This is a genomic window from Arthrobacter sp. LjRoot78, assembly GCF_964254335.1.
In the GTDB taxonomy this organism is placed as follows: domain Bacteria; phylum Actinomycetota; class Actinomycetes; order Actinomycetales; family Micrococcaceae; genus Arthrobacter.
The window spans coordinates 2,568,873-2,593,625 of sequence record NZ_CAXUTG020000001.1; the positions used below are offsets into that span (position 1 = coordinate 2,568,873).

The window sequence follows — 24,753 nt, forward strand, 5'->3', positions numbered from 1 at the left end:
TGGGTATGAGCAATTCCGACTAAGTCCTGGCAAACCTTGTTGCAGAGCTCGGCTGGGTGCGGGCGACGTGCACGTGAGCACGCTACTCGGACCCGCCAAGCCCGTGTTCCAGCCGGCTGGAGATCGGTGCCGGATCAGGCAATGGTCGACGACGGCCTGGTCGCCAGAGTGCCCCGGCCCGACGTTGCGCTGGCGCAGCACGTGATGCCGTTTGCCGCCGGGACGCTGGCCACCGCCGGCGGACCGGTCCTCTCCGCACGGGATTCCCTGAAGGTCACCGTCCACGGTAAGGGCGCACACGGCTCCATGCCGCACATGTCCGTGGACCCCGTGGTGCCGGCCTCATCGATCGTGCTCCGGCTGCAGACTGTCGTCTCCCGCGAAACCAAGCCCGGCGACTTTGCTGTGGTCACCGTGGGGGCGCTGAATGCTGGCACCACATCGAACATCATCCCGGACCATGCCACGCTTCTGCTGAACATCCGAACTTACGACAACCAGGTCCGGGCCACCGTGCTCGCCGCGATTGAACGGATCGTCAGGGGCGAGTGCGCCACCGTCGGATCGCCCCGGAAACCCGAGTTCGAGTACTATGACCGTTTCCCGCTGACCAGCAACAACCAGGCAGTGACAGCTAAAGTCATTGCAGCGTTCGCGGCGCACTACGGTGCGGACTCGGTTGCCCACGCCACGCCGCAGACGGCGTCGGAGGACTTCAGCCGTATTCCGGACGAGTTCGGCGTTCCGTACACGTTCTGGTTCATCGGCGGGGCTGACCCGGAAACGTACTAGGCCGCCGTAGTCAAGGGGACGGTGTCCCAGGACATTCCGGCGAACCACTCCCCCTCCTTCGCTCCGGTGATAGATCCGACGTTGTCCATTGGTGTCCAAGCCAACGTCGTGGCCGCGTTGTCCTAGCTGGGTAAGGATGGCTAAGCCCAAAACTTATCGCCATCAGCACCGGGCCGGAGGCATACTAAGGTATGAGCGACGCCGACGACTTCCTGATCTGGGTGAAGTCCTCACTGCATGAGGCGGAACTGGCCCTCCATAACGGCGACTCGGCCCCGCGCCGGGCGCTTTGGTCGCGGCACGAGCCTGTGAGCATCCTGGGCGCGTGGCGGAATGCGTTTGGGCAGCAGGAGGTGGACGAGGCCTTCGCTGTCCTCGAGAGAGCCTTCTCCAACTGCACGTCCTACACTTTCGAACTGCAGGCCTACGACGTGGTCGGCGCCATGGCCTATACCGCCGGCTTGGAGCATATTTCCACCTCCGTCGACGGTCAGCCACGCAGTTACACCCTCCGCGCCACCCAGATCTATCGCCGCGAGGACGGCGAGTGGAGGGTGGCGCATCGGCACGCCGACACCGTGAACGGGTGACGATGATGTGTTTCTCGGCTGCCTTGGACCGCTGGCGGCACACAGGGCACCGCTGGCGGCACACAGGGTGAGGAGAAGGCCGTGACCGGAGGAACGAGGCATAGCGGACCGCACTGGCGGCGAGTTATGGCGGCCCTCGCCAACAACGACGCGCGGACCGTTTACGCCCGGATAGTGCTAGGCACCAAACTCCCCGAAGCTGACCCTGATCTGAAGGATCAGCGACGCAACCGTGCCGTCGACGCCCTTCTTGAGTCCGGGCTCGTTGACCGGAACGCGGCCGGTGAACTGGTGGCGTCCGAGGCGGTCTTCCGTGACCTTCTCACGCAGCAACCCCGGCGGCAGCCTGAGACGGGCGTGGCCCGGTTTATGCGTTTGGGCAGGATCGAGAGGTATCCGGTCAACAAGGCGGAGCGCCGGGACCTCCTGGCCTGGATCGTCGGCGATGCCATCAAGGCCGGCGAAGACCTCACAGAAAAACAGGTCAATGAACGGCTTCTCAGTTATACCGACGACGTCGTGTTGCTTCGTCGCTACATGGTCGACTTCGGCCTGCTGGAACGGACCCGCTCCGGGTCCTCGTATTCCCGGCCGAAAGAGACATAGTGCCCTTGTGCGGCAAGGGCTGCTGGTGATTCCAGGAACTGCATCAAGAATGTCGGTGCCTCCTGAGATGCTGTGGGTATGGACAGCAGCACAGCCTGGAGCGCGGAGAGCAGGGAGGCCATGGCGGCCGTCTCCGCCTCCGCTGCCGTCCTGGCGTCGTCTTTCGGCGCCGGCGCGGAACGCGCGGAACGCGCCGAGGTGCCCGACGCCGGCCTGCCGCCGGAGGCCGATCCGCTGCGGGATGTGGCTGATGCGTGCCTGGACGGACTGGCCGAACTGGGCCGGCTGGAAGCCCGGACCGCCGCTTTGAAGGTAAGGCTGGCCGCAGACTACCTGCAGGCGGCCACGGCCCTGACGCCGCCGGCGGTATCCCCGCAGGACTGCACCGCCCAGGAGATGGCCACCGTTGCCGAGCTCGCCTGCGTCCTGACCGTCACTGAACGCGCTGCCGGCGCCCTCCTGTCCGACTCCCTGACACTGACCACTACCCTGCCTTTGACGCTGGCTGCCCTGCAGGCCGGGACGATTTCCTGGCAGCACGCCCGGATCATCGTCGACGAAACCACCGGCCTGGATCCCGCCGGAGCGGCCGCCCTGGAAGCGCACTTCCTGGACCCCGACGCACCGAACCCGGCCCGCGGGTGCCCGGCCGGGGACCTTGTCCCGTCCCGGTTCCGCGCCAAAGCCCGCACCTGGCGCGAACGCCACCACCGGGTCAGCATCGAAAAACGCCACACCAAGAGCGCAGCAGACCGGCGGCTCGAGTACCACCCGGACCGGGACGGCATGGCCTGGCTTTCGGCCTACCTCCCTGCCGACACCGTCGCAGGGATCTGGGAACGGAGCACCACCGCCGCCCGCGCCCTCCAAGGCCCGGACGAAACCAGGACCCTCACCCAGCTCCGCGCCGACGCCGCGGCCACCTGGCTCCTCACCGGCCACACCGCTGGCGAGCACCCCGGCGCGGCCGGCACCACCGGCGGAACGGCCGACGGCGGCACCGGGTTGGGCGGGAATGCGGCCAGGGGTGTCCCGTCGCCGCGGGCCCAGGTTCTTGTCACTGTCCCGGTCTTATCCCTCCTGGGGGCCACAGACGAACCGGCCATGCTCGACGGGTACGGCCCGATCCCGCCGTCCATGGCCCGCCGCCTGATCGCAGACGGCGCCGACTCCTTCTACCGCGTCCTGACGGACCCCCGCGACGGGGCGCCCTTGGAAATCGGACGGACCAGCTACCGCCTCACGAAAGCCCAACGTCAGTGGCTCCGGCTCCGCGACGGGAAATGCCCGTTCCCAGGCTGCAACAACCACTCCCTGGACAACGAAGCAGACCACCTCCTGGCCTGGGCCGACGGCGGCACCACCGGAATCTCCAACCTCGGCCAGCCCTGCCCCAAACACCACCGCCTCAAACACAGCTCCGCCTGGACACCCACCGCAGCCAGCCAGAACAACCCGCCAGGATGGACCTCACCGTCAGGGCGGCACTACCCAAGCGAACACCAGGACTGGGAACCACCCCGCTGGCCACACGACGTTCTGGCCACGGAAGAACCCTGCCTCGATCCCGAACCGGAGGTACCCCCGGACCCCTTCCCGGAATGGCACCTCTTCACGGCCGGGCATCGACTTCTCACGGCGGACGTTGACGACTACCCGTTGCCAGAGCCCTGGGACGAGTTCCTCCCGGAGGCATTCCTACTTCAGGGCGCCTGATCTGCAGTGTCCTGATTGACAGCGTGCTGCAGGATCCTTCACCCCTCAGGGGGCGTGAACTGGCTGGCGGTAAACTCCGCGCCTTGGGGGTCCCGGATAAAGGCCGTACGCGTCCATTTGGTCTCGTTCTGGCGAATGACTTGTGCGCCGAGTCGCTTGGCCTCCGCTACCGTCCGGTCCCGGTCAGCGACGGTGAATGAGACGTGCCAGTGCGGCGGTTCGTCGGGGGCCGCGGTCGCGATCCAGGCGATCGCGTCCTCGAAGCCGGGTGGGGCGACCAGCCCGGACTGCCTCGCCCTGATGTCCGGATCGACTGTCGCTTCAAGGTGGTCACCATAACCGGGCCTTCGGATCATTATCGCGAAGCCAAGGTCGTCGACCTGCCAGTCGAACGCGCCCTGGTAGAACGCAATGGCCGCGCCGGGCTTGGCAGTGTGGAGGTCGCTGAAATTCCAGGCCCCTGGCACATTGACCACTTGTGCCCCTAAGCGCCGTCTGGCCTGCCAGATGCGGAACTCGGCACCCTCCGGATCGGTCAGTGCCGCACTGCGTCCGCCTTCACCGGCATCTGCGGGGGCCAAACGCACCGTGGCACCGGCGGCGACCAGCCGCCGTACGGCGGCATCCGTGTCCTCGACGGCTATGTAGGTGCTCCACACAGCCGGAGCCTCCTGAGCGCTGGCCATCCCGCCGACGTCCTGGCCGTCCAGCTTTGCTATCAAGTAACGGCCAGGCGCTCCCGGCGGCATGACGTCCTCGAACGTCCAGCCAAAGAGTCCAGAGTAGAACTCGACGGCCGCCTCGACGTCAGGCTGCTCCGTATCGATCCAACTTGGGACGCCGTGCGGGTAGGTCCGTTCGGTCATATCTGGCTCCCGTCCATGGACAAAGCCTAACGAGGCAGGATCCGGCCGGGTACCCCACAAGGCCGGCGCCTTGACGCCCGGGCGCAAGCGCGGGAACGGCCCCGCACGCGTCTGCATGCGGGGCCGTTCGAAATTTCTATAGGTGCAGCAAGAAGAAGAACAGACTGAACCTAGAAGTCCCAGTCCTCATCTTCGGTGTTGACAGCCTTGCCGATCACATAGCTTGAACCCGACCCCGAGAAGAAGTCGTGGTTCTCGTCGGCGTTCGGGGACAGGGCCGACAGGATGGCCGGGTTCACGTCGGTGACGGAGGCCGGGAACATGGCCTCGTAGCCCAGGTTCATCAGTGCCTTGTTGGCGTTGTAGTGCAGGAACTTCTTGACGTCCTCGGCCAGGCCGACGGAGTCGTAGAGGTCGTGCGTGTACTGGACTTCGTTCTCGTACAGCTCGAAGAGCAGCTCAAACGTGTAGTCCTTGATCTCCTGACGCTTCTCCTCGGAGACCTTCTCCAGGCCCTTCTGGAACTTGTAGCCGATGTAGTAGCCGTGCACGGCCTCGTCACGGATGATCAGGCGGATGAGGTCTGCCGTGTTCGTCAGCTTGGCCCGTGAGGACCAGTACATCGGCAGGTAGAAGCCCGAGTAGAACAGGAAGCTCTCCAGCAGCGTGGAGGCCACCTTGCGCTTCAGCGGATCGTCGCCCTGGTAGTAGTCCATGACGATCTGCGCCTTCTTCTGAAGGTTCGCGTTCTCGGTGGACCAGCGGAACGCCTCGTCGATCTCCTTCGTGGAGGCCAGCGTGGAGAAGATGGAGGAGTAGCTCTTCGCGTGCACGGACTCCATGAAGGCGATGTTCGTGTACACGGCTTCTTCATGCGGGGTGATCGCATCCGGAATCAGCGAGACGGCGCCGACGGTGCCCTGGATGGTGTCCAGCAGGGTCAGGCCGGTGAACACGCGCATGGTGAGCTGCTGCTCGTCAGGAGTCAGCGTTGCCCAGGACTGGACGTCGTTGGACAGCGGGATCTTCTCCGGCAGCCAGAAGTTGTTGACGAGGCGGTTCCAGACATCCACGTCCTTGTCGTCCTGGATACGGTTCCAGTTGATCGCCTCGACGTGGCTAAGCAGCTTGACCTTTTCGGTCATGTCATCCCCTAAACGTTGGGTTGTTCTTGAAGTTAAGCGTACGACGGCGGGCGGGCGCCCGCCGTCGTACTGTCGCGATTTAGTTGAAGATTAGAGCATGCAGCTGACGCAGCCGTCCACCTCGGTCCCTTCCAGCGCGAGCTGGCGGAGACGGATGTAGTAGATGGTCTTGATGCCCTTTTTCCAGGCGTAGATCTGGGCCTTGTTGATGTCGCGCGTGGTGGCGGTGTCCTTGAAGAACAGCGTCAGGGACAGGCCCTGGTCCACATGCTGCGTGGCCGCGGCGTAGGTGTCGATGACCTTCTCGTAGCCGATCTCGTACGCGTCCTGGTAGTACTCCAGGTTGTCGTTCGTCAGGTACGGCGCCGGGTAGTACACGCGGCCCAGCTTGCCTTCCTTGCGGATCTCGATCTTGGACGCCACCGGGTGGATCGAGGAGGTGGAGTTGTTGATGTAGCTGATCGAGCCCGTCGGCGGAACGGCCTGCAGGTTCTGGTTGTAGATGCCGTGCTCCATGACCGAAGCCTTCAGCTCGCGCCAGTCATCCTGGGTGGGGATGTGGATGTTCTTGAACAGCTCCGCGACCTTCTCGGTCTGCGGGATCCATTCCTGCTCGGTGTACTTGTCGAAGAACTCACCCGAGGCGTACTTGGACTTCTCGAAGCCGCCGAAGGTCTGGCCGGTCTGGATGGCCAGCTTATTGGAGGCGCGGACGGCGTGGTACACCACCGAGTAGAAGTAGATGTTGGTGAAGTCCAGGCCCTCTTCGGAACCGTAGTGGACCCGCTCACGTGCCAGGTAGCCGTGCAGGTTCATCTGGCCGAGGCCAATAGCGTGGCTCTGGTCGTTGCCGCGGGCGATGGAGGGCACCGAGGTGATGTTGGACATGTCCGAAACAGCCGAGAGCGAGCGGATCGCCGTCTCGATGGTCAGGCCGAAGTCCGGCGAATCCATGGTCTTCGCGATGTTCAGCGAGCCCAGGTTGCAGGAGATGTCCTTGCCGGTCTGGTCGTAGGACAGGTCATCGTGGTACGTGGTGGGCTGGGAGACCTGGAGGATCTCGGAGCACAGGTTGGACATGATGATCTTGCCGTCGATCGGGTTTTCCCGGTTTACGGTGTCCTCGAACATGATGTACGGGTAGCCGGACTCGAACTGGATCTCGGCGAGCGTCTGGAAGAACTCGCGTGCCTTGATCTTGGTCTTCTTGATCCGGGAGTCGTCCACCATCTCGTAGTACTTCTCGGTGACCGAGACGTCGGAGAACGGCATGCCGTAGACCTTTTCGACGTCGTACGGGGAGAACAGGTACATGTCCTCGTCCCGCTTGGCCAGCTCGAAGGTGATGTCCGGGATCACGACGCCGAGCGAGAGGGTCTTGATGCGGATCTTCTCGTCCGCGTTCTCCCGCTTGGTGTCCAGGAACCGGTAGATGTCCGGGTGGTGGGCGTGCAGGTACACGGCGCCAGCACCCTGGCGGGCACCGAGCTGGTTGGCGTAGGAGAAGCTGTCCTCGAGGAGCTTCATCACGGGGATGACGCCGGAGGACTGGTTCTCGATCTGCTTGATCGGTGCACCGACTTCGCGGATGTTGGTCAGCGCGAACGCCACGCCGCCGCCGCGCTTGGACAGCTGCAGGGCGGAGTTGATGGACCGGCCGATCGACTCCATGTTGTCTTCGATGCGGAGCAGGAAGCAGGAGACCAGCTCGCCGCGCTGCTTCTTGCCGGCGTTCAGGAACGTGGGGGTGGCCGGCTGGAAGCGGCCCTCGATGATCTCGTCCACCATCTGCAGGGCAAGCTGCTCGTCGCCGCGGGCCAGGTGCAGGGCAACCATGCACACGCGGTCCTCGTAGCGCTCCAGGAATCGCTTGCCGTCGAACGTCTTCAGCGTGTAGGACGTGTAGAACTTGAAGGCGCCCAGGAAGGTCTCGAAGCGGAACTTCTTCTTGTATGCGCGGTTGAAGAGCTCGCGAATGAAGTTCATCGTGTACTGGTCGAGGGTCTCGCGCTCGTAGTACTGGTTCTTCACCAGGTAGTCGAGCTTCTCTTCCAGGTCGTGGAAGAACACGGTGTTGTTGTTCACGTGCTGCAGAAAGTACTGGTGCGCGGCCTCGCGGTCCGCCTCGAACTGGATTTCACCGCTCGGTCCGTACAGGTTCAGCATGGCGTTCAGCTCGTGGTAGCCCAAGCCCTTGTAGGCGGCGGGCAGCGGCGGCTTCTCTGCAGTCTTCTCGACGGCGGGCATGGTTACTTCTGTGTCTGCGACAGTAGTGTCCAAAACTTGTCCAATCCTTGATTTACCAGGCGGACGTCTTCAGGCGTCCCCATGAGTTCGAAGCGGTAGAGGTGCGGTATCTGGCATTTAAAGGCGATGATGTCGCCCGCCATGCAGTAGTTGTCCCCGAAATTTGTGTTTCCTGCGCTGATCACTCCGCGGACCAAGGTTCTGTTCTGCGGGTTGTTGAGGAACCGGATCACCTGTTTTGGCACGGATCCCTCGCCGCCGGTCCCGCCATAGGTGGGAACCACCAGCACGAAGGGCTCGGAGGCCACGAGTTCAGGCTCACGCTGGTGCAGGGGAATCCTGGCCGCATCCCGGCCGAGCTTCTCCACGAAGCGCCGGGTGTTCTCGGAGGCCGAGGAAAAGTAGATGAGGTGACTGGATGTCCGTGTCATCGGCGTCGTATTCGCAGCATCCGCTGCGAGCGGCGCATCGGCAAGTGCCGGCGCTGCCATGGGAGTCACCTCATCTACGTAAAGTTCTTTGCCGGAAACGGCGGATGAAGCTGGGGCTAGGCCACGGATGCGGCGGCGCTCAGCGCCAGCTCTTCGATCTTGTCCGGGCGGAAGCCTGACCAGTGGTCCTGGTCCGTGACCACGACGGGGGCCTGCATGTAGCCAAGGGCCTTCAGGCGCTCAAGGGCGTCTGCATCCTGAGAGATGTCGACGCTCTGGTAGGTGATGCCCTTCTTGTCCAGCGCGCGGTACGTTGCGTTGCACTGAACACAGGCCGGCTTCGTGTAAACCGTAACGGTCATGGTTCCTGTCCCCTTTGTTGAAGTCACTGCTTTTTGAAGTCTCTTGTTCATCGTTGCGGTAGACACTGCCCGGAACTGAAACCCCTCATCCGCGCCGGTCCTGCGTCCCGCTCAATCTGTATGTCGATACTACATGTAGTGCACGGCCCCGATGTGGACCCCAAGATGATGTATTACAAGTATGTCATTTAATGCACCGTTAATCCACAGGCCGGGTGGTCAAAAATGTCCGGGATTCAGCTGTTTTCGCGGACGAAATCCACACCCTGTGGAGTAGTTAGCCACAATTAAACGCCCCGCGTGTCGCCCGGTGGACGGCGTGTCGCGACTGTGCGGCGGGCGTGTCGGAGGGCACACAAAAGGGGCCCTGGATGCAGACTCAGGGCCCCGATGTGATGAACGGAACTAGATGTGGTGCTTTGTCGCTGCGTGGTCCAGGACTATCTGCTGGACGTCGAGGTAGCCCGTCTCGAACCCTGCCCGGGAGTAGCAGAGGTAGAACAGCCACATCCGCTGGAAGATCGCGTCGAAGCCCATGGCCGCCACCTCGTCGGCGCGGGACATGAACCGTTCCTCCCAAAGGCGCAGGGTCTGCGCGTAGTGCTCGCCCATGGCGAGGCGTTCACGGACCCGGAGTCCGGTCTGCTTCTCGGTGATTTCCTCGATGGCCCGTACGGAGGGGATGACGCCGCCGGGGAAGATGTACTTGTGCACCCACGTGTAGCTCGTCCGGGTGGCGATCAGCCGGTCGTGCGCGATGGTGATGGCCTGGATGGCCACCTTCCCGCCGGGGGCCAGGACGCGCTCGATAGTCTGGAAGTACGTGGCCCAGTATTCGTAGCCGACGGCCTCGATCATTTCCACCGAGACGACGGCGTCGTACTCGCCCTCCACCGCCCGGTAGTCCTTGAGTTCAATGGTGACGGCGTCGGCGTAGCCGGCCTCGGCCACGCGCTGCCGGGCGAGCTCCTGCTGTTCGCTGGACAGCGTGACGGAGTAGACCGTAGCTCCGCGGGCAGCGGCTCGCAGCGCAAGCTCGCCCCAGCCGGTGCCGATTTCCAGCACGCGTGTCCCCTCGCGGACGCCGGCCTTGTCCAGCAGCCGGTCGATCTTGGCCTGCTGCGCCTCGGCGAAACCGTCCCAGGCAACGGTCCGAAGGGCGTCGCCGCTCTCCGGGAAGAGTGCGCTGGAGTAGGTCATGGTGCTGTCCAGGAAGGAGGCAAAGAGCTCGTTGGAGAGGTCGTAGTGCCGCGAAATGTTGGAGCGGGTGTTCTGCTCCGTGTTGCGCTCCCTGCGCGGCTGCCGCGGCAGGTAAAGGGCCCGCAGTTTCTGCAGCGGCTCCGGCACCAGGGTGCCGACGCGGGCAGCGAAAACCTCCATCACCGCGGTGAGGTCGTCGGCGTCCCAGTCGCCTGCCATATAGGACTCACCCAGGCCGATGAGTCCGCCGTCGCCGAGCCGGGCAGCGAACGCTTCGGGACGGTTCATGGTCATCACCGGGTACGGACGGTCGGGGGCGTCTGCCGTGCCGAGGGCTGCCTTTCCAAGAACGGTCCCGTCGGGGTAGCGGACTTCGAGCGGAAGCCGCCGCACGGCTGCCCTGAAGATGGCATCGGCAGCCCGGCCGGCCACCCGCGCCTTGAGGGTGGAGGGCACCGTGGCAATGCTCGGCCAGATGTCGGCGTCAACCACGGCGGGCGGCTGGGGAACAGTGTAGGGAACTCTGGAGTCAGCGGCGAGGACGGCACGGTCCGGGGCGGAACGCTCGTTCGCCGGCTTTCCTGCTGCGGATCCGGTAGCTTCGGTGATGGTCACTGGACTGCCTCCTGTGAGGGGTGGTGTGGTCGTTTGATGATGGGCAGCCGACGTGCCCAGAGCTTGAGGCCCTGCCAGCGGATCTGCGCGGCTACACGCAGCGGTGCCAGGGGAACGGCGAGCGCAGCGGAGAGAATGTTCGGCAGGGAGGCTTCGTGGCGTTCGCCGTCGACAGTTGCGATGAAGGGCTTCTGCCCTTCGCGCTCCAGAACGATGGAGACCGCGAGCCGCTCCCCCGGTTCCGGGAGCCTCATCCGGTACTGGCCCTCGACGTCGTTGAACGGGGAAACGTAGAACGCTTTGGGCACGCTGGCCCTGCCGGCGTCGTCCGTTTCGAGCAGATAGCAGTGCCGTTCACCATAGGTGTTGTGCACTTCGGCGACGACGCAGCGCAGGTTGCCGCCGGCGTCGTGGCACCAGAACAGGCTGAGCGGGTTGAACACGTGGCCGAACACCCTGGCGCTGGCCAGCATGGTGATCCGGCCGCCGTCGGGTTCTATCCCCCGGGTCCGCAGGAACCGTTCCACGTTGCCGCGGAGCGTGCCTGCCGGGTCGCCGAGGTGATCCGAGGCACGGAATTCGGCGAGCGGCCGGAGCGGCCACGGCACTGACGGAAGCCGGTCGACGTCGACGAACCAGCTGTAGCTGCGGTACGTGAACGCATTGTGCAGCGGCGTGCGGCGCACGTGCGCGATGGAGGTGCGGTAGATGGCTGCCCGTGTGTTCATCAGGCGCCCTCCGCGGCAACGCCCGCCAGCGCAGCACCGGACACGCCGGCCGGCTGTTCCCAGTCCCGGCCGAGCCGGGCGGCCGCTTTGACCCCCGAGAGCGCGCCGTCCTCGTGGAAACCCCAGCCGTGGTAGGCGCCGGCAAAGGCAAGGCGCCCGTCCCCCAGCGCGAGGATCTGCTGCTGGGCCCGGAGCGAATCGGGCGTGTACTGCGGGTGTTCGTACACCATCCGGTCCAGGACGGTGCCGTCGGCGATGAGTTCGGACTCACCGAGGCTCACGATGTAGCGTCCGCCGTCAGCGGGCTTGAGCCGCTGCAGGCGCGTCATGTCGTAGCTGACCAGCACTTTGTCCGGACGTGCGTCGCAGGACGGCAGCCGGTAATTCCAGGACGCCCGGGCATTTGCACTGGCCGGCAGCACCGCTTCGTCGCGGTGGAACAGCGTCTGGTTGACCGAATAGGGCATTCCGCCGAGCGCCTCCTTCTCAGCAGGGGAAGCATCAGAGAGCATGCGCAGTGCCTGCGCGGGATGCGCGGCAATCACGACGGCGTCATAGGTTTCCGTGCCGTGCGGGGTGGTCAGTTCAACACCCTCCCCGTGGCGTCGCAGCGCAGTCACCGGACTGGACAGCCGGATATCGGGAAGGGTGGCGGCCAGCTTGTCCACGTAGGTGCGCGAGCCCCCCTTGACCGTCCGCCACTGCGGGGAGCCCGACACTCCGAGCAGGCCGTGGTGGGCCAGGAAGGTAAACAGGTAGCGGGCCGGGTAAGCCAGCGCCGTGGTGGGGTCGCAGGACCAGACGGCGCTCACAACGGGTGTCATGAAGTGCGAGATGAAGTAGCTGCTGAACTTCTCCCGGGCAAGGAACTCCCCCAGCGTCAGTTCCGGCTCCGCGCTGACGTTCTCGTGACCGGACGCATCCTCGTGACGGGACGCATCGGTGCCCGGTCCGCCGTCGGGTTCCGCTGCCAGCAGGGCGCGGGCACGGCGGTGGAAGCGCGTTACTTCCAGCAGCATCAGCAGGTACCTGCCGCGCAGCAGGGTGGAGGGCCGCGGGATAATGCCGCGCCCCTTGGCGCGGGCACCGGCATATTCGAGGCCGCAGCCGTCGCAGCGGACCGACATGCTCATCTCGGAGTCCTGCGTCTCCACCCCGAGCTCCGCGAAGAGCCGCAGGAGCGTCGGGTAGGTGCGTTCGTTGTGCACGATGAAACCGGTGTCCACGCCCAGGACCGGGCCGTCCGCCTGCGGGACATCGTGGGTGTGGGCATGGCCGCCCAGCCGGGAGTCGGCCTCGAATAGGGTCACATTGTCCCGCTGGTTCAGGACATAGGCTGCGGTCAGTCCTGCCACGCCGCTGCCGATGACGGCCACCCGCCGGCCGTCCGGAATCGTTGCTGCTTGCGACACTGTTCTGCTCCTGTTGGCTTCGCCTGAATCGTCCTGATGAATCGTCTTATGGGCAATTCGTCACCGAAGGGCGCCCGGATGACTGTGAATTCCAGCCGGCCGCCTTGACGCGATTCTTCCCCATGGACACGGCCCGTCAGCGGCGACATTCCGGGGCCGCTGGGCGATATGCCACAATGAAGCGGGATTTCCGAGGCGAAGGACAAGCATTGATCAACCCTGTTCACCTGCGGACCCTCGTGGAGGTGACCCGCCTGGGTTCATTCGCGGCGGCCGCCAACCGGCTGGGCTACACGGCATCGGCTGTTTCCCAGCAGATGTCCGCCTTGGAGCGGGACACCGGCGTGGATCTCTTCCAGCGTTCAGCCCGGAGTATCCAGCCCACTGAAGCCGCCCTGGTGATGACGCGGCATGCCGCCAAGGTCCTGACGGACATCGAGGCCCTGATGGCCGCTGCCTCCAGGACGCACGACGCCACCCACCAGGAACTCCGGCTCGGCATCTTCCCCAGCCTGGCAACCTATGTGCTGCCGCGGATCCTGCAGAACCCGAAGTGGAAGGACCTGGGCATCGACCTCAGGGTGTCCGTGGCGGAGCCGTCCCAGACCATCCAGGGGCTTCGCACAGGCGGCGAACTCGACGTTGCCCTGGTCTACCAGGTGGGCCAGTCCGGCCTCGCGTGGCCGCACACCGTGAACCGGCAATGGATCGGCGACGACGAATTCCGCGTGGTGCTGCCTGCGGCCTGGGGTTTCCGCGCCGACGCCAAGGTGGCGGCGGACCACCTCTCCGACATGCCGTGGATTGTCCATCACCCGGGCACCAGCGACGCCACGGTCATTGAGCGCCTGTTCGCCAGCTGTAACCTGCACCCGCGCGTGGTGGCCTACAGCGACGACTTCCACGCGAGCCTGGAAATGGCAGCCGCGGGTCTGGGTGCCGCGCTCGTGCCCGAACTAGCCCTTCGGCACCGGCCCACCGGAGTGGTGGTCCTCGATGTTCCGGAGATCAGGCTTGCCCGCAACGTGTTTGCCCTCCTGATCAATGACAAGCAGACGGCGCGGGTCCAACTGTTCGTCGAACTGCTGGCCGACACCCTGCACAGCCTGGGAGCCACGCGCTAGGATTCGCGGCCCCGGAAACGGCGGGCTTTGGAAGGTCGGATTTTCGGAAGCCCCGGCGCCCGCCCGGCGAATGACAGCAGCGCGGTCACGAGCTTGTCCTTCGCCTTGCCGTACGGCGGATACGCAAGACCGAAAGTATCCGGCCACAGCGGCTTGTCCAGGCTGGCCCGCTCATGCGAGAACGTCCGCACGGAATGTTCGCCGTGATAAGCCCCCATTCCGCTGCCGCCGACCCCGCCGAATGGGAGGCCCGGGACCGAGACGTGCGCGGCCGGCGCCCCATACGCAAGCGCACCCGATGAGGTCTCGGCAGCGAAGGACCCGCGGACGCTGTCGTCCGTGCTGAACACATAAACGGCCAGCGGCTTGGGGTCGGCATTGATCATGCGGATGGCTTCGTCCCGTCCTGATACAGGCACCAGCGGGAGGAGCGGGCCGAAGATTTCCTCGCCCAGGATTGCGTCCCCGGGGGCCGGCCGCAGCAGGGTGGGTGCGAAGTAGCGGCTGCCGGGGTTCCGCTGGCCGCCGTGGACCACCGTGCTGCTGTCCGCCAGTTCAGCGAGCCGGTCGAAGTGCCGGTCATCAACGATCCGGCCGTAGGAAGCGCTGCCCGCAGGATCCTTGCCGAACATAGCGGTGATGGCGTCCACGATCAGCGGTTGGAGGGCGTCCAGTATCTTGGGTGTCGCCAGCACATAGTCCGGAGCCACGCATGTCTGGCCGGCGTTCACGAACCGGCCCCAGGCAATGCGCCGTGCAGTGGTGGCCAGGTCGGCGGTTTCGTCCACGAAGGCCGGGCATCTGCCGCCCAGTTCAAGGGTCACGGGAGTCAGGTGCTCGGCAGCAGCCCGCATGACCACGCGGGCTGCGTCCTGCCCGCCGGTGAAGAAGATGTGGTCGAAACGCTCCGCCAGCAGCGCCGTGGTTTCCGGGATGCCTCCGGTCACCACCTCCGCGGCGCCGCCAAGGTATTCAGGCATCCAGCGGGCTAGGGCCGCGGACGTGGCGGGGGCATGTTCGCTTGGCTTGACCACCACGGTGTTGCCGGCCGCCAGCGCTCCGGCCAGGGGTGCAAGGGTCAGCTGGACCGGATAGTTCCAGGTGCCGATCACCAGCACCACACCGAGCGGAGTCAGCTCGGTCCACGCCCGGGCCGGTTGCAGGACAACAGGCACGTCCACCGGGCGGGGCCGGAGCCAGGCCGCCAGGTGCCGTTCCAGATGGGCGGCTTCGGCCGTCACAAAGGAAATTTCGGTCATCGCGGACTCAGTCCGGTGCTTGCCCAAGTCGCTGAATAGTGCAGCGATGAAATCCTCACGCCGTTCGGTCAGCATCCTGCGCAGGTTGCCGAGTTGTTCGAGGCGCCACGCCAGCGGGCGGGTCACCCCGCTGTCGAAGAGCTCGCGGGATCGGGCGACGGCGGCGGCAGTGTGCATCCGATCAATGTACCCGTGCCGGGACGCAGCCCGGGCTGCAGCCCGGGGATACAGCCCCAGAAAAAATCCCGGATGCTGGAATGGACTGCCCGAGAGGGCTATGTTGAAGATATGAACAAGGTAGCGAGCCGGCACTTTGGTGAAATCGAGCTCAACCACGGCCGGGACCACAACATCGCAGCGAAGCATGAACTGGGCGGCCAGCCGGTAGAGCTGGACCTGAACATCAATGCCCACGACCACTTCGACGAGGCGGCCATGCACAAGGTGGACTACCGGCTGCGGTACTTGCCCGAGCTCGTGGACCAGGTCCGGGACATGATCGCCGATGAGCTGGAGCAGGAGGGTACCAGCCCCCAGGAGTACCGGCACTTCCACTGCAACGCCATCAAGGAGGAGCACCTCAAGAAGGTGTTCGGCGTGGAGGACAAGAGCCAGCTGACAAATGCTGTGTTCCTGAAGGCGTTGAAACTAGGCCATGTGGGTATCTACCCCGGCCAGCCCGAACGCTACTTCGTCCTGGATTTCACCCTGGGCGAGCACTTCACCGACGAAGTCCTGGTGGCGTCCGCGGACGAGGACGGTGTGGTGGACGACGAAATTGTCTGGGAGTCGTAAATCGCTTCATCGACTGCTCCGCAACGGCCCTTTTGAGCCATCAAAACGGCGGTTGCTCAGCAATCGATAGTTAAAGCCCGACGGCGGCCGGTCACCTGAGGTGACCGGCCGCCGTCGTGCGTTGTTCAGTGGTTGCGGCTGAAGGAGCCCTACTTGGCTGCTTGCAGCAGTTCCGCGCGGACCGTCCTGGTGGCCGAAACCAGGTTGCGCAGGGACTCTTCGGTCTCGGCGTAGCCGCGGGTCTTCAGGCCGCAGTCCGGGTTGACCCAGAGCTGGCGGGACGGAACGTGCTTCACAGCGGTGCTGAGCAGCTCGGTGACTTCCTGCTCACCCGGGACGCGCGGCGAGTGGATGTCGTAGACGCCCGGGCCAACGCCGCGGCCGAAGCCGTGGGACTCGAGGTCGTGGACAACCTCCATGCGTGAACGTGCGGCTTCAATCGACGTGACGTCGGCGTCCAGGCCGTCGATCGCGTCGATGATGGCGCCGAACTCGGAGTAGCACAGGTGGGTGTGGATCTGGGTGGCGTCGGCGGCACCGGCGGTGGCCAGGCGGAACGAGTTTACGGACCAGTCCAGGTATGCGGCCTGGTCGGCCTTGCGCAGGGGCAGGAGTTCACGCAGGGCGGGCTCGTCCACCTGGATGACCTTGATGCCGGCGGCTTCGAGGTCGGCGATTTCGTCGCGCAGCGCCAGGCCCACCTGGTTGGCGGTCTCGCCCAGCGGCTGGTCGTCGCGGACGAAGGACCAGGCCAGGATGGTGACCGGACCGGTGAGCATGCCCTTCATCGGCTTGCTGGTCAGCGACTGGGCGTACTCGGCCCAGGCCACCGTGATGGGGGCGCTGCGGGTGACGTCGCCCCACAGGATGGACGGACGCGTGCAGCGTGAGCCGTAGGACTGGACCCAGCCGTGGACCGTGACGTCGAAGCCCTCCAGGTTCTCGGCGAAGTACTGGACCATGTCGTTGCGCTCGGGCTCGCCGTGCACCAGGACGTCATAGCCGAGCTCTTCCTGCAGCTCCACAACGCGCTTGATCTCGTCCTTCATGAGCTGCTCGTACTGCTCATTGGTCAGGTCGCCCTTGTTGTTGCGGGCCCGGGCCGAACGGATTTCGGAGGTCTGCGGGAAGGAGCCGATGGTGGTGGTGGGCAGCGGCGGCAGGTGCAGGGCCTCTTCCTGGGCTGCTTCGCGGACCGAGTACTCGGAGCGGTTGAAGTCGGCCGGGGTCAGGGCCGCGGTGCGGGCCCGGACGTCGGCACGCTGCACACCCTCGGCGGCGGCACGGGAGGCGATGATGCGGGTGGCTTCGTCGATGGCGGGCTGCACTGCGCCGGCATCGGTCAGCAGGCCTGCGAGGGTGACAACCTCAACGGCCTTCTGGTCGGCGAACGCCAGCCAGCTGCGGAGCTGAGCGGACAGCTGGGCCTCTTCCTCGACGTCGTGCGGGACGTGCTGGGTGGAGGTGGAGGTGCTGATGGCGAGCTTGGCCACGGACTTCTTCAGTTCGGCGATCTTCTCCGCGGAGGCGGCAAGATCGTTGCGCCAGATGTTGTGGCCGTCCACGACGCCGGCAACCAGGGTCTTGTTGCCCACTGCGGCGAGTGCCGCTGCGGACGGAACAGCGCCCTTGAAAACGTCGATGTGCAGGGCGTCGATGTTGGTGGCGGCGAGGGTGCCGAGCTGGCCGTTCAGTGCGCCGTACGGGGTGGAGACGAACAGCTGCGGGCGCTGGGCAACAGCGGACAGGACTTCATAGGAACGGGCAACCGCGGCCTGGATCTCCTCGGCGGAGGTGTCCTGGTCAACCACCAGGGCGGGCTCGTCCAGCTGGACCCAGCTGGCGCCGGAGGCGGCGAGCTTCTCCAGCAGCGCGGCGTAGACCGGCAGGACGTCCTCGAGGCGCGACAGCGGGCTGAAGCCGGCCGGCGCGTCGTCGGAAGCCTTGCTCAGCAGCAGGAAGGTGACCGGACCCACGATGTACGGGCGGGTCTCCACACCGTTGGACAGGGCGTATTCGAATTCCTCGACAATGCGGTTGGAGGTCAGCGCGAAGTTGGTCTCCGGGCCGATTTCCGGGACGAGGTAGTGGTAGTTGGTGTCGAACCACTTGGTCATTTCCAGCGGCTGCTCGTCCTTGTTACCGCGGGCCAGCGTGAAGTAGCCGTCGATGTCCAGCTGTCCCTCGGCGTTGAGGAGGTTGCCGAAACGGGCCGGTACGGCGCCGAGGTGGGTGGCGGCGTCGAGCACCTGGTCGTAGAAGGAGAAGGTGCCCGGAACAGCGGCGGCTTCGGTCAGGCCCAGGCCCTGCAGGCGCTTGGCGGTGCCCAGCTGGATTTCCTTGGCGGCGGCGTCCAGGGCGGCGGCGTCGATCTTGCCGGCCCAGTAGGCTTCGACGGCCTTCTTGAGTTCGCGGCGGCGGCCGATGCGCGGGTAGCCCAGGATCGAGGCGGAGGGGAAGGGCGTGGTCACGGCCGGGGTGTTCTGCTCAGTCATGTGAAGTCCTTGAAGGTGTTGGTGAAAGTCAGGGGTGAATTACTGCTGGAAGATTTGGTGCTGGGGGCCAATACTGGCGGCCGGAGCCGGCGGTTGGGACCGACTTCTAGCTCGCCATTTCCTGGTGGCGGCGCGCAATGGCATTGAGCCTGCTCGCCGGACGGGCAGGGCGTGGCAGGGCCAGCTTGTCCAGGACCTCCAGCGCGCAGGCGTGCTCGTTGAAGGTGTACAAGTGGATTCCCGGCGCTCCGGCGTCCAAGGCGGCGTTGGCCAGATCCACTGTTGCCCGGACCCCGATCAGCCGGCGTTCGGCGTCGTTGTCCGCAGCGGCCAGCCGCGCCATGAGTTCCGGAGCGGGTTCGACCCCGGTCAGCTCGCCCAGGCGGTTGAGCCTGCGCACGCTGGTCAGGGGCATCACACCCGGAATGATGGGGATCGTGACCCCCGCCCGGCGCGCCCTAGTGATGAGGTCGGCGTACTGCTCGGTGTGGAAGAACACCTGCGTGATGGCGAAGTCCGCACCGGAGCGCTGCTTGGCCAGCAGCACTTCGACGTCGTGAGCCTCCGTCGGTGATTCCGGGTGCCGGGTGGGGTACGCGGCAACGCCCACCGCCACCTTGCCGGCACAGAGCAGCGCCGAACGGCGCTGCTCCACGCGCCGGATCAGTTCGATCAGGTCCTGGGCATACCGCAGGGAACCGCTCGCCGGGGTTCCGCCGTCCTTGGGCTGGTCACCACGGAGCGCCAGAATCCCGCGGACGCCGACGTCGAGCAGTTCACCGATGATTTCGGAGAGTTCCTCCGGCGTGTTGCCCACGCAGGTCAGGTGGGCCAGCGGACGCAGCGTCGTTTCGAGCAGGAGCCGGTTGATGAGTTCGACGGCGGTGTCCCGGTTGGAGCCGCTGGCTCCGTACGTCACGGAAACGTAGTCCGGGTCCGTGGCTTCGAGCTCCCCGATGGTGGTCCAGAGCGACGCGGCGGCAGCCGGGGAACGCGGCGGGAACAGTTCATAGGAAAGCGCCACCGGAGCGGTGTCGGAGAGATTCGGATGTGTGTCAATAAGGCTAGGCGGAGACATTTGCGTCCTTGGCTTTTGGGCCATTGCCGGCATGTGCACCTCAGTCCAAGGGACCTCGGATACGCAGAACCGTCAATGAATTTGAGTTTGGGAACACGGAGTGAACTTCGGCAGGGCGCAGCCGCGACTGTTACGCCTGATAGGAAGTTGTCCGTGAGCAAATGTCAGGCCCACATGGGGGCACCCACACCCTCCTGGCGGAGGATCGCTGACACGTTACCTCGGTAACTTGTATAAGACTCTAGGGCGCAGCTTGGGCGCGTTCAAGCTGGCCCCCGAATTAAGACGCACCTTTACGCTCTGTTGCGCCGCCGCACAGAACATTGTTCGCCCAAAAGCCCAAAATTGACCTTGGCCTCTAGCCCGCCCGGCCAAGGTGCTCCTAGCATGGCGTGAAGAGCAGGTAAGGAGGCATCGTCCATGACCGGCTCCGGACCCCCGCGGCACCTGACGGCACTCATCCCCGAAGGTGTCATCGGATGGATGGCCTCAACGGCTCTTTATCACGCCGCGCTGCGCCCGCATCTCCTCCGCTGGGGAGCTACCCGGGCAGAAAGGGCGGCATCCATGCCGGGCGACTCCCTGGTAGCTGACCCGTTCGTGGTTTCCACAAGGGCCGTTTCCATTCGGGCCGCTCCTGGCAGCATCTGGCCGTGGCTGGCGCAGATGGGAGACGGGCGCGGGGGCCTGTACAGCCACGATTTCCTCGATCGCGCGTTCGGTATATTGAGCGGTCCAAGCGTCAACCGGATCCTTCCCGAGTTTCAACAGCTCGGAGCAGGCGACGTGATCCCGCTTGGCAGGGGTCCGGATTGGCCGGTAGCCGCCCTTGACCGGGAACGGCACTTGGTGCTGGAGCCTGTGCCGGCCCGCGTCAGCTGGTGTTTTGCCCTGAACCGGGACACGAACGCCACCCGGCTGGTGAGCCGCGTGCGGATCAGGATCTACACCCGGCCCGTGCTGTGGGTTCTTGCGCCGCTCATCGATTTGGTCTGGTTCATCATGGAGCGCAGGATGCTCCTAGGGATACGCGCGCGTGCAGAGCGGCTGGAAAATAGCCAAGCCCCCGAAGAACAGTGAAGGTCACCAGGGCCTGTCCGTGCCGCTCCCGGCATCGGTGTTGCCCAGGTATTCGTCCCGCTGCCTGCCGCCGTTTCGTTCCCGCTGCGCGGACTTGGCGGACTCCTCCAGCTTGTCCAGCTGGCTCTGCTGCGGCTCCGGATCGGGCTGCGGCTGCTTGTCCGCGTCCCCGGTTCCAGCGTCGGGCGCGGCACCGCCGAGCTTACCCGCTTTGGACTGCAGCCGTTCTTCCGCTCCGCGGAGGCGGTCACCCTCGCCTTCTGCGCCGTTGGCGTTGTCTTTGCTTTCGTCCGGGCTGAAGCAACCTGGCGGAGCAGCCCTGATCACGGCCAGGCCGTCGTCATACAGGCGGGCCGCATCAGCGGCAGACTGCGCGGAGTTGGTGGCAGCGGTGGCGTCGGCGGCCGCTGCTGCCGCGTTGGCCAGCCGTTCAATGCTGAGGACCAGGTTGACGCGCACCTTGCACTCGTCGGCTGGCGGAGCGTCAGCGAGGGATGCCTCAAAGCGGGCGCGGGCCCCGGTGAAGTCCCCGCTGAGGACTAGGGCGTCGCCTGCTGCAAAGGGGGCCTTGTGGCGTTCCACGAAGTTGGCAATGTCCAGGCCGGACGCGGCGGAAGCAGTGCCGGCCTGGTCGCCGCGGCCGAATGACGCAGCCGCTTCGCTGCCCAGATAGCCGACGCTCAGAAGTTTGACGGCGAGCGCCACGGCAACCAGCACGGGCGCTGCGGACAGCAGCAGCAACCGGCGTCGCCTTTTCTTGTCTCGGCCCGGCACGGCGGCCGTGCTCTTTTCCCGGTTCATCAGCCGGCCTCCGTTCGTCGCGGCCGGAGTTGCCTCAACTGGCGGAGGACGCGGATGCTCTCCCACAGCGCAAGGACGAAAGCAACAAGTGCCGGGGCCCAGTAGAGTTCCGTCCTGCCCTGGAGTGACTCCGATGTTTCCTTGAGCGCGCCGGGCCTGGCCGCCTGCATCATCGGGGCCGTCCCGTCCCCGGGCGCGCGGTGGACGTAGGGAACGCCGAGCTGTGCCGCCACCTCCCGCAACGTGTCCTCGTCGATCCGGGACACGGCGTCCCCGGCGCTTCCGCCGCTGCGGTCCTGGATGTAGGCAGCGGCATCGCCGGACGAATAGCTGGATTTTTCCTTCATCCGGCCGCCTTGCCCGGTGCCGTAACCAAGCACAGCGCCGCCGTTGACCAGCGAGGCATCGACGCGCATCGGCTCCGGCGCCTTGCCGCTGGTCTGCTCGCCGTCGCCGAGGTAGTACACAATCCGTGCCCGCTCGGGGTGGCTGTCCCTGGCCGCCTTGAGCCGCTCGTTGAGGACAGTCCGGGCAACGGTGACACTGCTGCCTGTCGAATACTGGGTGATCTCAGGTTCCAACACGCCGGTGAGAGTGCCGAGGGCTGAGGTGTCCGTGGTCAGCGGCATCCGGACCACCGCCTGGGAGTCGAACGTGATCAGGGAAAACCGTGCGCCGGCCAGCTCCCCTGCGATAGCCATGATGTCCTTCCGGACGCCGGCGAGCCTGGGGCCGCCGTCCCCATAATCCTCGGCCGCGATGCTGCTGGTGGTGTCCACGACAAAAAAGACATTCAGATCTGCTTCTGCTGCCCGGACGCTGCCGCCGGGCACGCCCGGCCGGAGTGCCGCGAGCAGCAGCAGTACCACGAGGCCCGCGGGCAGCAGCAGGCCGCGGAGTCCTGCTCCGTGCTGCCGGCTTCGGACGGCCGTCCATCCCAGGAGAATGACGACGCCGGCAATAACAGGAAGCATGATCCACCAGGGCCAGATGGGTTGGAAGGTCACGACCTCAGCCTCCAGGTTGCGCCGGCCAGCACCAGGCCGGAGACCAGAGCGATGCCCAGCGGGATCTCGGCGCGGTCCGAAACGACGGCCTGCGGGGCGGCGGTGAAGGCCGTGGCCTCCGTCGACTGAACCTTGCGGATGATCTCCGCGACCGCGTCCGGGCTGTCCAGGGGGTAGTAAGCCCCGCCCGTCCCTTCCGCGGCCGCGCGAAGTTCGGCACCGGGTTGATCGGGGTCCGTTCCGTAGTCGAAGTCCCCGGGGTTGAGGGCGTAGACACGCACGTCCTTCTTTTTGGCCAGCGCTGCCGCTTCCGGCAAGGTAAAAATGGGTTCGCCCGAGACGAAGTTGTCGGTGGCCAGGACGACAGAACGGGACCGCTCCTGCGAACCGCCGCTTCCGGCCGGGCCCCCGCCATCGGTTGCCGGGAACCCCTGCACGCATGAGGCCAGGCCGTCCCCGATCAGGGAGGATCCGGCGCCGTTCCACGTGCCGTCCAGGAATCCGGCGCTGCCGGGTGCGCCGTCAAAAGCTTCCCTGGCTGCCTGCAGCTGTTCCTGCACGAAGTCGTAGTCGTCCGTCAGGGGAAAGACCTGCACCGCGCTGCTATCGAAGACGGTCAGGCCAATCCGTTCGCCATCGAATCCCTGTGCCAGGCGGGCGAAGACCTCGACTACGGCCGCGTCGGCGCTGTTCATGGATCCGGAGGCGTCAAGACACAGGATGATGTCGCGATTGCGTTGTTCGGGGCTGACGGTGTTGCGCTCGGCCGGCCTGGCTGCGGCCACCACCGCTGCTGCCATCAGGACTCCCCCTGCCACGGCAGCCACCGTGAGCCAGCGGCGATGGCGACGCACCGCTGCCTGGTACTCCGGCAGTTCGGTGAGCCGATTTCCGTGGGCCACCGGCCGCAGGGTGGTCTGGCGGCCCCGCTCCCGTATCCGGGCCAGCCAGTACGTCCCCGCACCAAGGAGGAGGGCAGCCGGAATCATCCACCAGAAGATCAGCTCCATGTCCGGACCACCTCCCGCGCCGTTTCCGCGGCGGTTGCGACAGAGTCGCCGGGTTCCGGGTCGCCGGGTTCAGAGTCGCCGGGTTCAGAGTCCCGCGGTTCAGGGCCGAATTCCGCAGGATAAAGGCTGCTGACGGCGAGGGCGGCTGCGGGAATGTTCTGTTCGCGGAGCTCTGCCAGGGTCATCCGCGGGGCATCGATCCCGGCAATATCGCGGACAAAGCTCCTGATGAGCAGGCTGAGCGCCTGGTGCGCGGCGCGGGCGGACAACCGGCCCGTGGCCGAGTCGGCTGCCACAGCATCAATGCGGCGCAGGTAGTCCCCTTTGAGGCTGGACGGATCCGACGGCGGCCCGGAGGCGGGCGCCGTCCATGAGCCCGTTTTTTGCCGGGTGCTCAGGAAGACATAGGCCAGCCACACGGCCACGAGCAACAGCAGGCCCAGGCCGGCCCACGGCAACCAGGGGCTGTAGCTCAAGGGGGCATAAAACCCTGCGTCATTTTCCACGGCGGTGCCGTTCCAGCAGGGTGAACACGGCAGGCATCACGTCGTGGCTGCTGCCTGCCTGGACGTGGGCAATGCCCAGCCGCCGCAGCACGGACTCCCGGGCCGCATCCCGCTGTTCCTGTGCCGCCGTGTACGCGCGGATCACCGCATCCGATGCCGAGAGGCGGCCGGGCAGGAGCCCGGCGTCCGCAACGTCATAGCGGTCGGCAGGCAGGGCGGCCGTTTGTGCCCCGGCCAGCTGTGCGTCCCGGACTGTCAGCCAGAGGACCTCGTGCTGGGCACGCAAACGGCGCAGCAACCGCTCCATCCCGGCATCCGGTACCAGCTCGTCGGCCACCACGAAGAGCAGCATGCGCTGGCCGAAGTTGCGTGCCACATAGGAGAGCTGCTCGCCGATGCTGCTGCGGGGTGAGGTCAGCGCCGTGCTGTCGTTGACTTCGCGGAGGAGCCTTTCCAGGTGCGCTTCACCGGCTTTCGCGGGCAGGGACCGGGATGAGGTCTCGTCACCGCACACCAGGCCCACCACGTCGCCGTGACGGTGGGCAAGGTAGCCCACCACCCCCAAGGCCATCACGGCCACGTCCTTCTTCGCCTCGCCACCGAGCGAGGAAGCAGCCATGTTGCGTCCGGTATCCGTCACCAGCAGCACCGTCTGCCGCCGCACGGCAACATAGCGCTTGATGAGCGGGGATCCGTGCCGGGCGGAGGCCTTCCAGTCGATGTCGCGGACTTCGTCTCCGGGAAGATAGGCCCGGAGGTCGTCAAAGTCGAGGCTGCGGCCCTTAAAGACGGAACCGTATTCGCCGTCGAGCATTCCGCGGGCTTTGCGGTGGGCGAAGATGGACATCTTCGATTTCACCCGGGTCAGGAGGCTGGACACAGGCCCGG

The 24,753-nt window shown here is 65.7% G+C and carries 23 protein-coding genes; 7 read left to right on the plus strand and 16 right to left on the minus strand.

All coding sequences use genetic code 11. The features are described 5' to 3' along the window. Positions 1–126 precede the first annotated feature (126 nt). From ACSQ1X_RS11915 to ACSQ1X_RS11930, 4 genes are all read left to right on the plus strand, one after another. Positions 127–792 (plus strand): peptidase dimerization domain-containing protein, encoded by a 666-nt coding sequence (locus ACSQ1X_RS11915; protein ID WP_436057826.1) that lies wholly within the window; start codon positions 127–129, stop codon positions 790–792. Between the two features lie 191 nt (positions 793–983). Next, entirely contained in the window at positions 984–1,382 is a 399-nt protein-coding gene (locus ACSQ1X_RS11920) for a nuclear transport factor 2 family protein (RefSeq protein ID WP_436057827.1), read from the plus strand. Between the two features lie 81 nt (positions 1,383–1,463). Further along, a complete protein-coding gene (locus tag ACSQ1X_RS11925; RefSeq protein ID WP_436057828.1) occupies positions 1,464–1,988 on the plus strand; it encodes a DUF2087 domain-containing protein in 525 nt (174 codons plus the stop codon). Positions 1,989–2,066: 78 nt separating this feature from the next. Beyond that, a complete protein-coding gene (locus ACSQ1X_RS11930) occupies positions 2,067–3,704 on the plus strand; it encodes a DUF222 domain-containing protein (protein WP_436057829.1) in 1,638 nt (545 codons plus the stop codon). A 38-nt stretch (positions 3,705–3,742) separates the two neighbouring features. Here ACSQ1X_RS11930 and ACSQ1X_RS11935 read toward each other — a convergent pair whose 3' ends face one another. The 8 genes from ACSQ1X_RS11935 to ACSQ1X_RS11970 all read right to left on the minus strand — a co-directional run bounded on the left by ACSQ1X_RS11935 (position 3,743) and on the right by ACSQ1X_RS11970 (position 12,710). Next, positions 3,743–4,570 (minus strand): VOC family protein, encoded by an 828-nt coding sequence (locus tag ACSQ1X_RS11935; protein WP_436057830.1) that lies wholly within the window; start codon positions 4,568–4,570, stop codon positions 3,743–3,745. Between the two features lie 170 nt (positions 4,571–4,740). Next, entirely contained in the window at positions 4,741–5,715 is a 975-nt protein-coding gene (gene nrdF / locus ACSQ1X_RS11940) for a class 1b ribonucleoside-diphosphate reductase subunit beta (RefSeq protein WP_028269034.1), read from the minus strand. A gap of 90 nt (positions 5,716–5,805) precedes the next feature. Continuing rightward, positions 5,806–7,962 carry a class 1b ribonucleoside-diphosphate reductase subunit alpha gene (nrdE, locus tag ACSQ1X_RS11945; RefSeq protein ID WP_200939385.1) on the minus strand — a complete coding sequence of 719 codons (2,157 nt, stop codon included), beginning with the start codon at positions 7,960–7,962 and terminating at the stop codon, positions 5,806–5,808. A 2-nt stretch (positions 7,963–7,964) separates the two neighbouring features. Beyond that, positions 7,965–8,393 (minus strand): class Ib ribonucleoside-diphosphate reductase assembly flavoprotein NrdI, encoded by a 429-nt coding sequence (gene nrdI, locus ACSQ1X_RS11950; protein ID WP_055803727.1) that lies wholly within the window; start codon positions 8,391–8,393, stop codon positions 7,965–7,967. A 116-nt stretch (positions 8,394–8,509) separates the two neighbouring features. Next, positions 8,510–8,755, minus strand: a complete 246-nt coding sequence (nrdH, locus tag ACSQ1X_RS11955; protein ID WP_011692201.1) for a glutaredoxin-like protein NrdH — start codon at positions 8,753–8,755, stop codon at positions 8,510–8,512. 405 nt (positions 8,756–9,160) lie between these two features. After that, positions 9,161–10,570 carry a class I SAM-dependent methyltransferase gene (locus tag ACSQ1X_RS11960; RefSeq protein ID WP_436057831.1) on the minus strand — a complete coding sequence of 470 codons (1,410 nt, stop codon included), beginning with the start codon at positions 10,568–10,570 and terminating at the stop codon, positions 9,161–9,163. Continuing rightward, positions 10,567–11,298, minus strand: a complete 732-nt coding sequence (locus tag ACSQ1X_RS11965) for a DUF1365 domain-containing protein (RefSeq protein ID WP_436057832.1) — start codon at positions 11,296–11,298, stop codon at positions 10,567–10,569. Before ACSQ1X_RS11965 ends, ACSQ1X_RS11960 begins: the two co-directional genes overlap by 4 nt. After that, positions 11,298–12,710, minus strand: coding sequence for an NAD(P)/FAD-dependent oxidoreductase (locus ACSQ1X_RS11970; RefSeq protein ID WP_436057833.1), 1,413 nt, complete (start codon positions 12,708–12,710; stop codon positions 11,298–11,300). Before ACSQ1X_RS11970 ends, ACSQ1X_RS11965 begins: the two co-directional genes overlap by 1 nt. A 209-nt stretch (positions 12,711–12,919) precedes the next feature. Between ACSQ1X_RS11970 and ACSQ1X_RS11975 the strand changes: the two genes are divergently transcribed. Further along, positions 12,920–13,834, plus strand: a complete 915-nt coding sequence (locus tag ACSQ1X_RS11975; RefSeq protein WP_055803472.1) for a LysR family transcriptional regulator — start codon at positions 12,920–12,922, stop codon at positions 13,832–13,834. Here ACSQ1X_RS11975 and ACSQ1X_RS11980 read toward each other — a convergent pair. Then, on the minus strand, positions 13,831–15,270 hold the full coding sequence (locus ACSQ1X_RS11980; RefSeq protein ID WP_436057834.1) for an aldehyde dehydrogenase family protein: 1,440 nt from the start codon (positions 15,268–15,270) through the stop codon (positions 13,831–13,833). The two genes, ACSQ1X_RS11975 and ACSQ1X_RS11980, sit on opposite strands and share 4 nt — an antisense overlap. A gap of 111 nt (positions 15,271–15,381) precedes the next feature. On the opposite strand from ACSQ1X_RS11980, the gene ACSQ1X_RS11985 reads away from it, so the two are divergent. Next, positions 15,382–15,888, plus strand: coding sequence for a DUF2004 domain-containing protein (locus tag ACSQ1X_RS11985; RefSeq protein ID WP_055803732.1), 507 nt, complete (start codon positions 15,382–15,384; stop codon positions 15,886–15,888). Between the two features lie 149 nt (positions 15,889–16,037). On the opposite strand, the gene metE is transcribed toward ACSQ1X_RS11985, so the two are convergent. After that, positions 16,038–18,383 (minus strand): 5-methyltetrahydropteroyltriglutamate--homocysteine S-methyltransferase, encoded by a 2,346-nt coding sequence (gene metE, locus ACSQ1X_RS11990; protein ID WP_436057835.1) that lies wholly within the window; start codon positions 18,381–18,383, stop codon positions 16,038–16,040. A 106-nt stretch (positions 18,384–18,489) separates the two neighbouring features. After that, the gene (locus tag ACSQ1X_RS11995; RefSeq protein WP_055803476.1) at positions 18,490–19,461 is read right to left on the minus strand and encodes a methylenetetrahydrofolate reductase; all 972 of its coding nucleotides are present in this window, start codon (positions 19,459–19,461) and stop codon (positions 18,490–18,492) included. A 420-nt stretch (positions 19,462–19,881) separates the two neighbouring features. On the opposite strand from ACSQ1X_RS11995, the gene ACSQ1X_RS12000 reads away from it, so the two are divergent. Next, positions 19,882–20,541 (plus strand): hypothetical protein, encoded by a 660-nt coding sequence (locus tag ACSQ1X_RS12000; RefSeq protein WP_436057836.1) that lies wholly within the window; start codon positions 19,882–19,884, stop codon positions 20,539–20,541. Positions 20,542–20,544: 3 nt separating this feature from the next. On the opposite strand, the gene ACSQ1X_RS12005 is transcribed toward ACSQ1X_RS12000, so the two are convergent. The 5 genes from ACSQ1X_RS12005 to ACSQ1X_RS12025 are packed head-to-tail and all read right to left on the minus strand — an operon-like array spanning position 20,545 to position 24,745. Beyond that, the gene (locus tag ACSQ1X_RS12005) at positions 20,545–21,342 is read right to left on the minus strand and encodes a hypothetical protein (RefSeq protein WP_436057837.1); all 798 of its coding nucleotides are present in this window, start codon (positions 21,340–21,342) and stop codon (positions 20,545–20,547) included. Further along, complete coding sequence (locus ACSQ1X_RS12010) at positions 21,342–22,349, minus strand: vWA domain-containing protein (protein ID WP_436057838.1); 1,008 nt, start codon at positions 22,347–22,349, stop codon at positions 21,342–21,344. Before ACSQ1X_RS12010 ends, ACSQ1X_RS12005 begins: the two co-directional genes overlap by 1 nt. Then, entirely contained in the window at positions 22,346–23,359 is a 1,014-nt protein-coding gene (locus tag ACSQ1X_RS12015; protein ID WP_436057839.1) for a vWA domain-containing protein, read from the minus strand. Before ACSQ1X_RS12015 ends, ACSQ1X_RS12010 begins: the two co-directional genes overlap by 4 nt. Next, on the minus strand, positions 23,350–23,835 hold the full coding sequence (locus ACSQ1X_RS12020; protein ID WP_436057840.1) for a hypothetical protein: 486 nt from the start codon (positions 23,833–23,835) through the stop codon (positions 23,350–23,352). Before ACSQ1X_RS12020 ends, ACSQ1X_RS12015 begins: the two co-directional genes overlap by 10 nt. A gap of 19 nt (positions 23,836–23,854) precedes the next feature. Beyond that, positions 23,855–24,745: a DUF58 domain-containing protein gene (locus ACSQ1X_RS12025; RefSeq protein WP_436057841.1), complete on the minus strand. Its 891-nt coding sequence runs from the start codon at positions 24,743–24,745 to the stop codon at positions 23,855–23,857. Positions 24,746–24,753 lie beyond the last annotated feature (8 nt).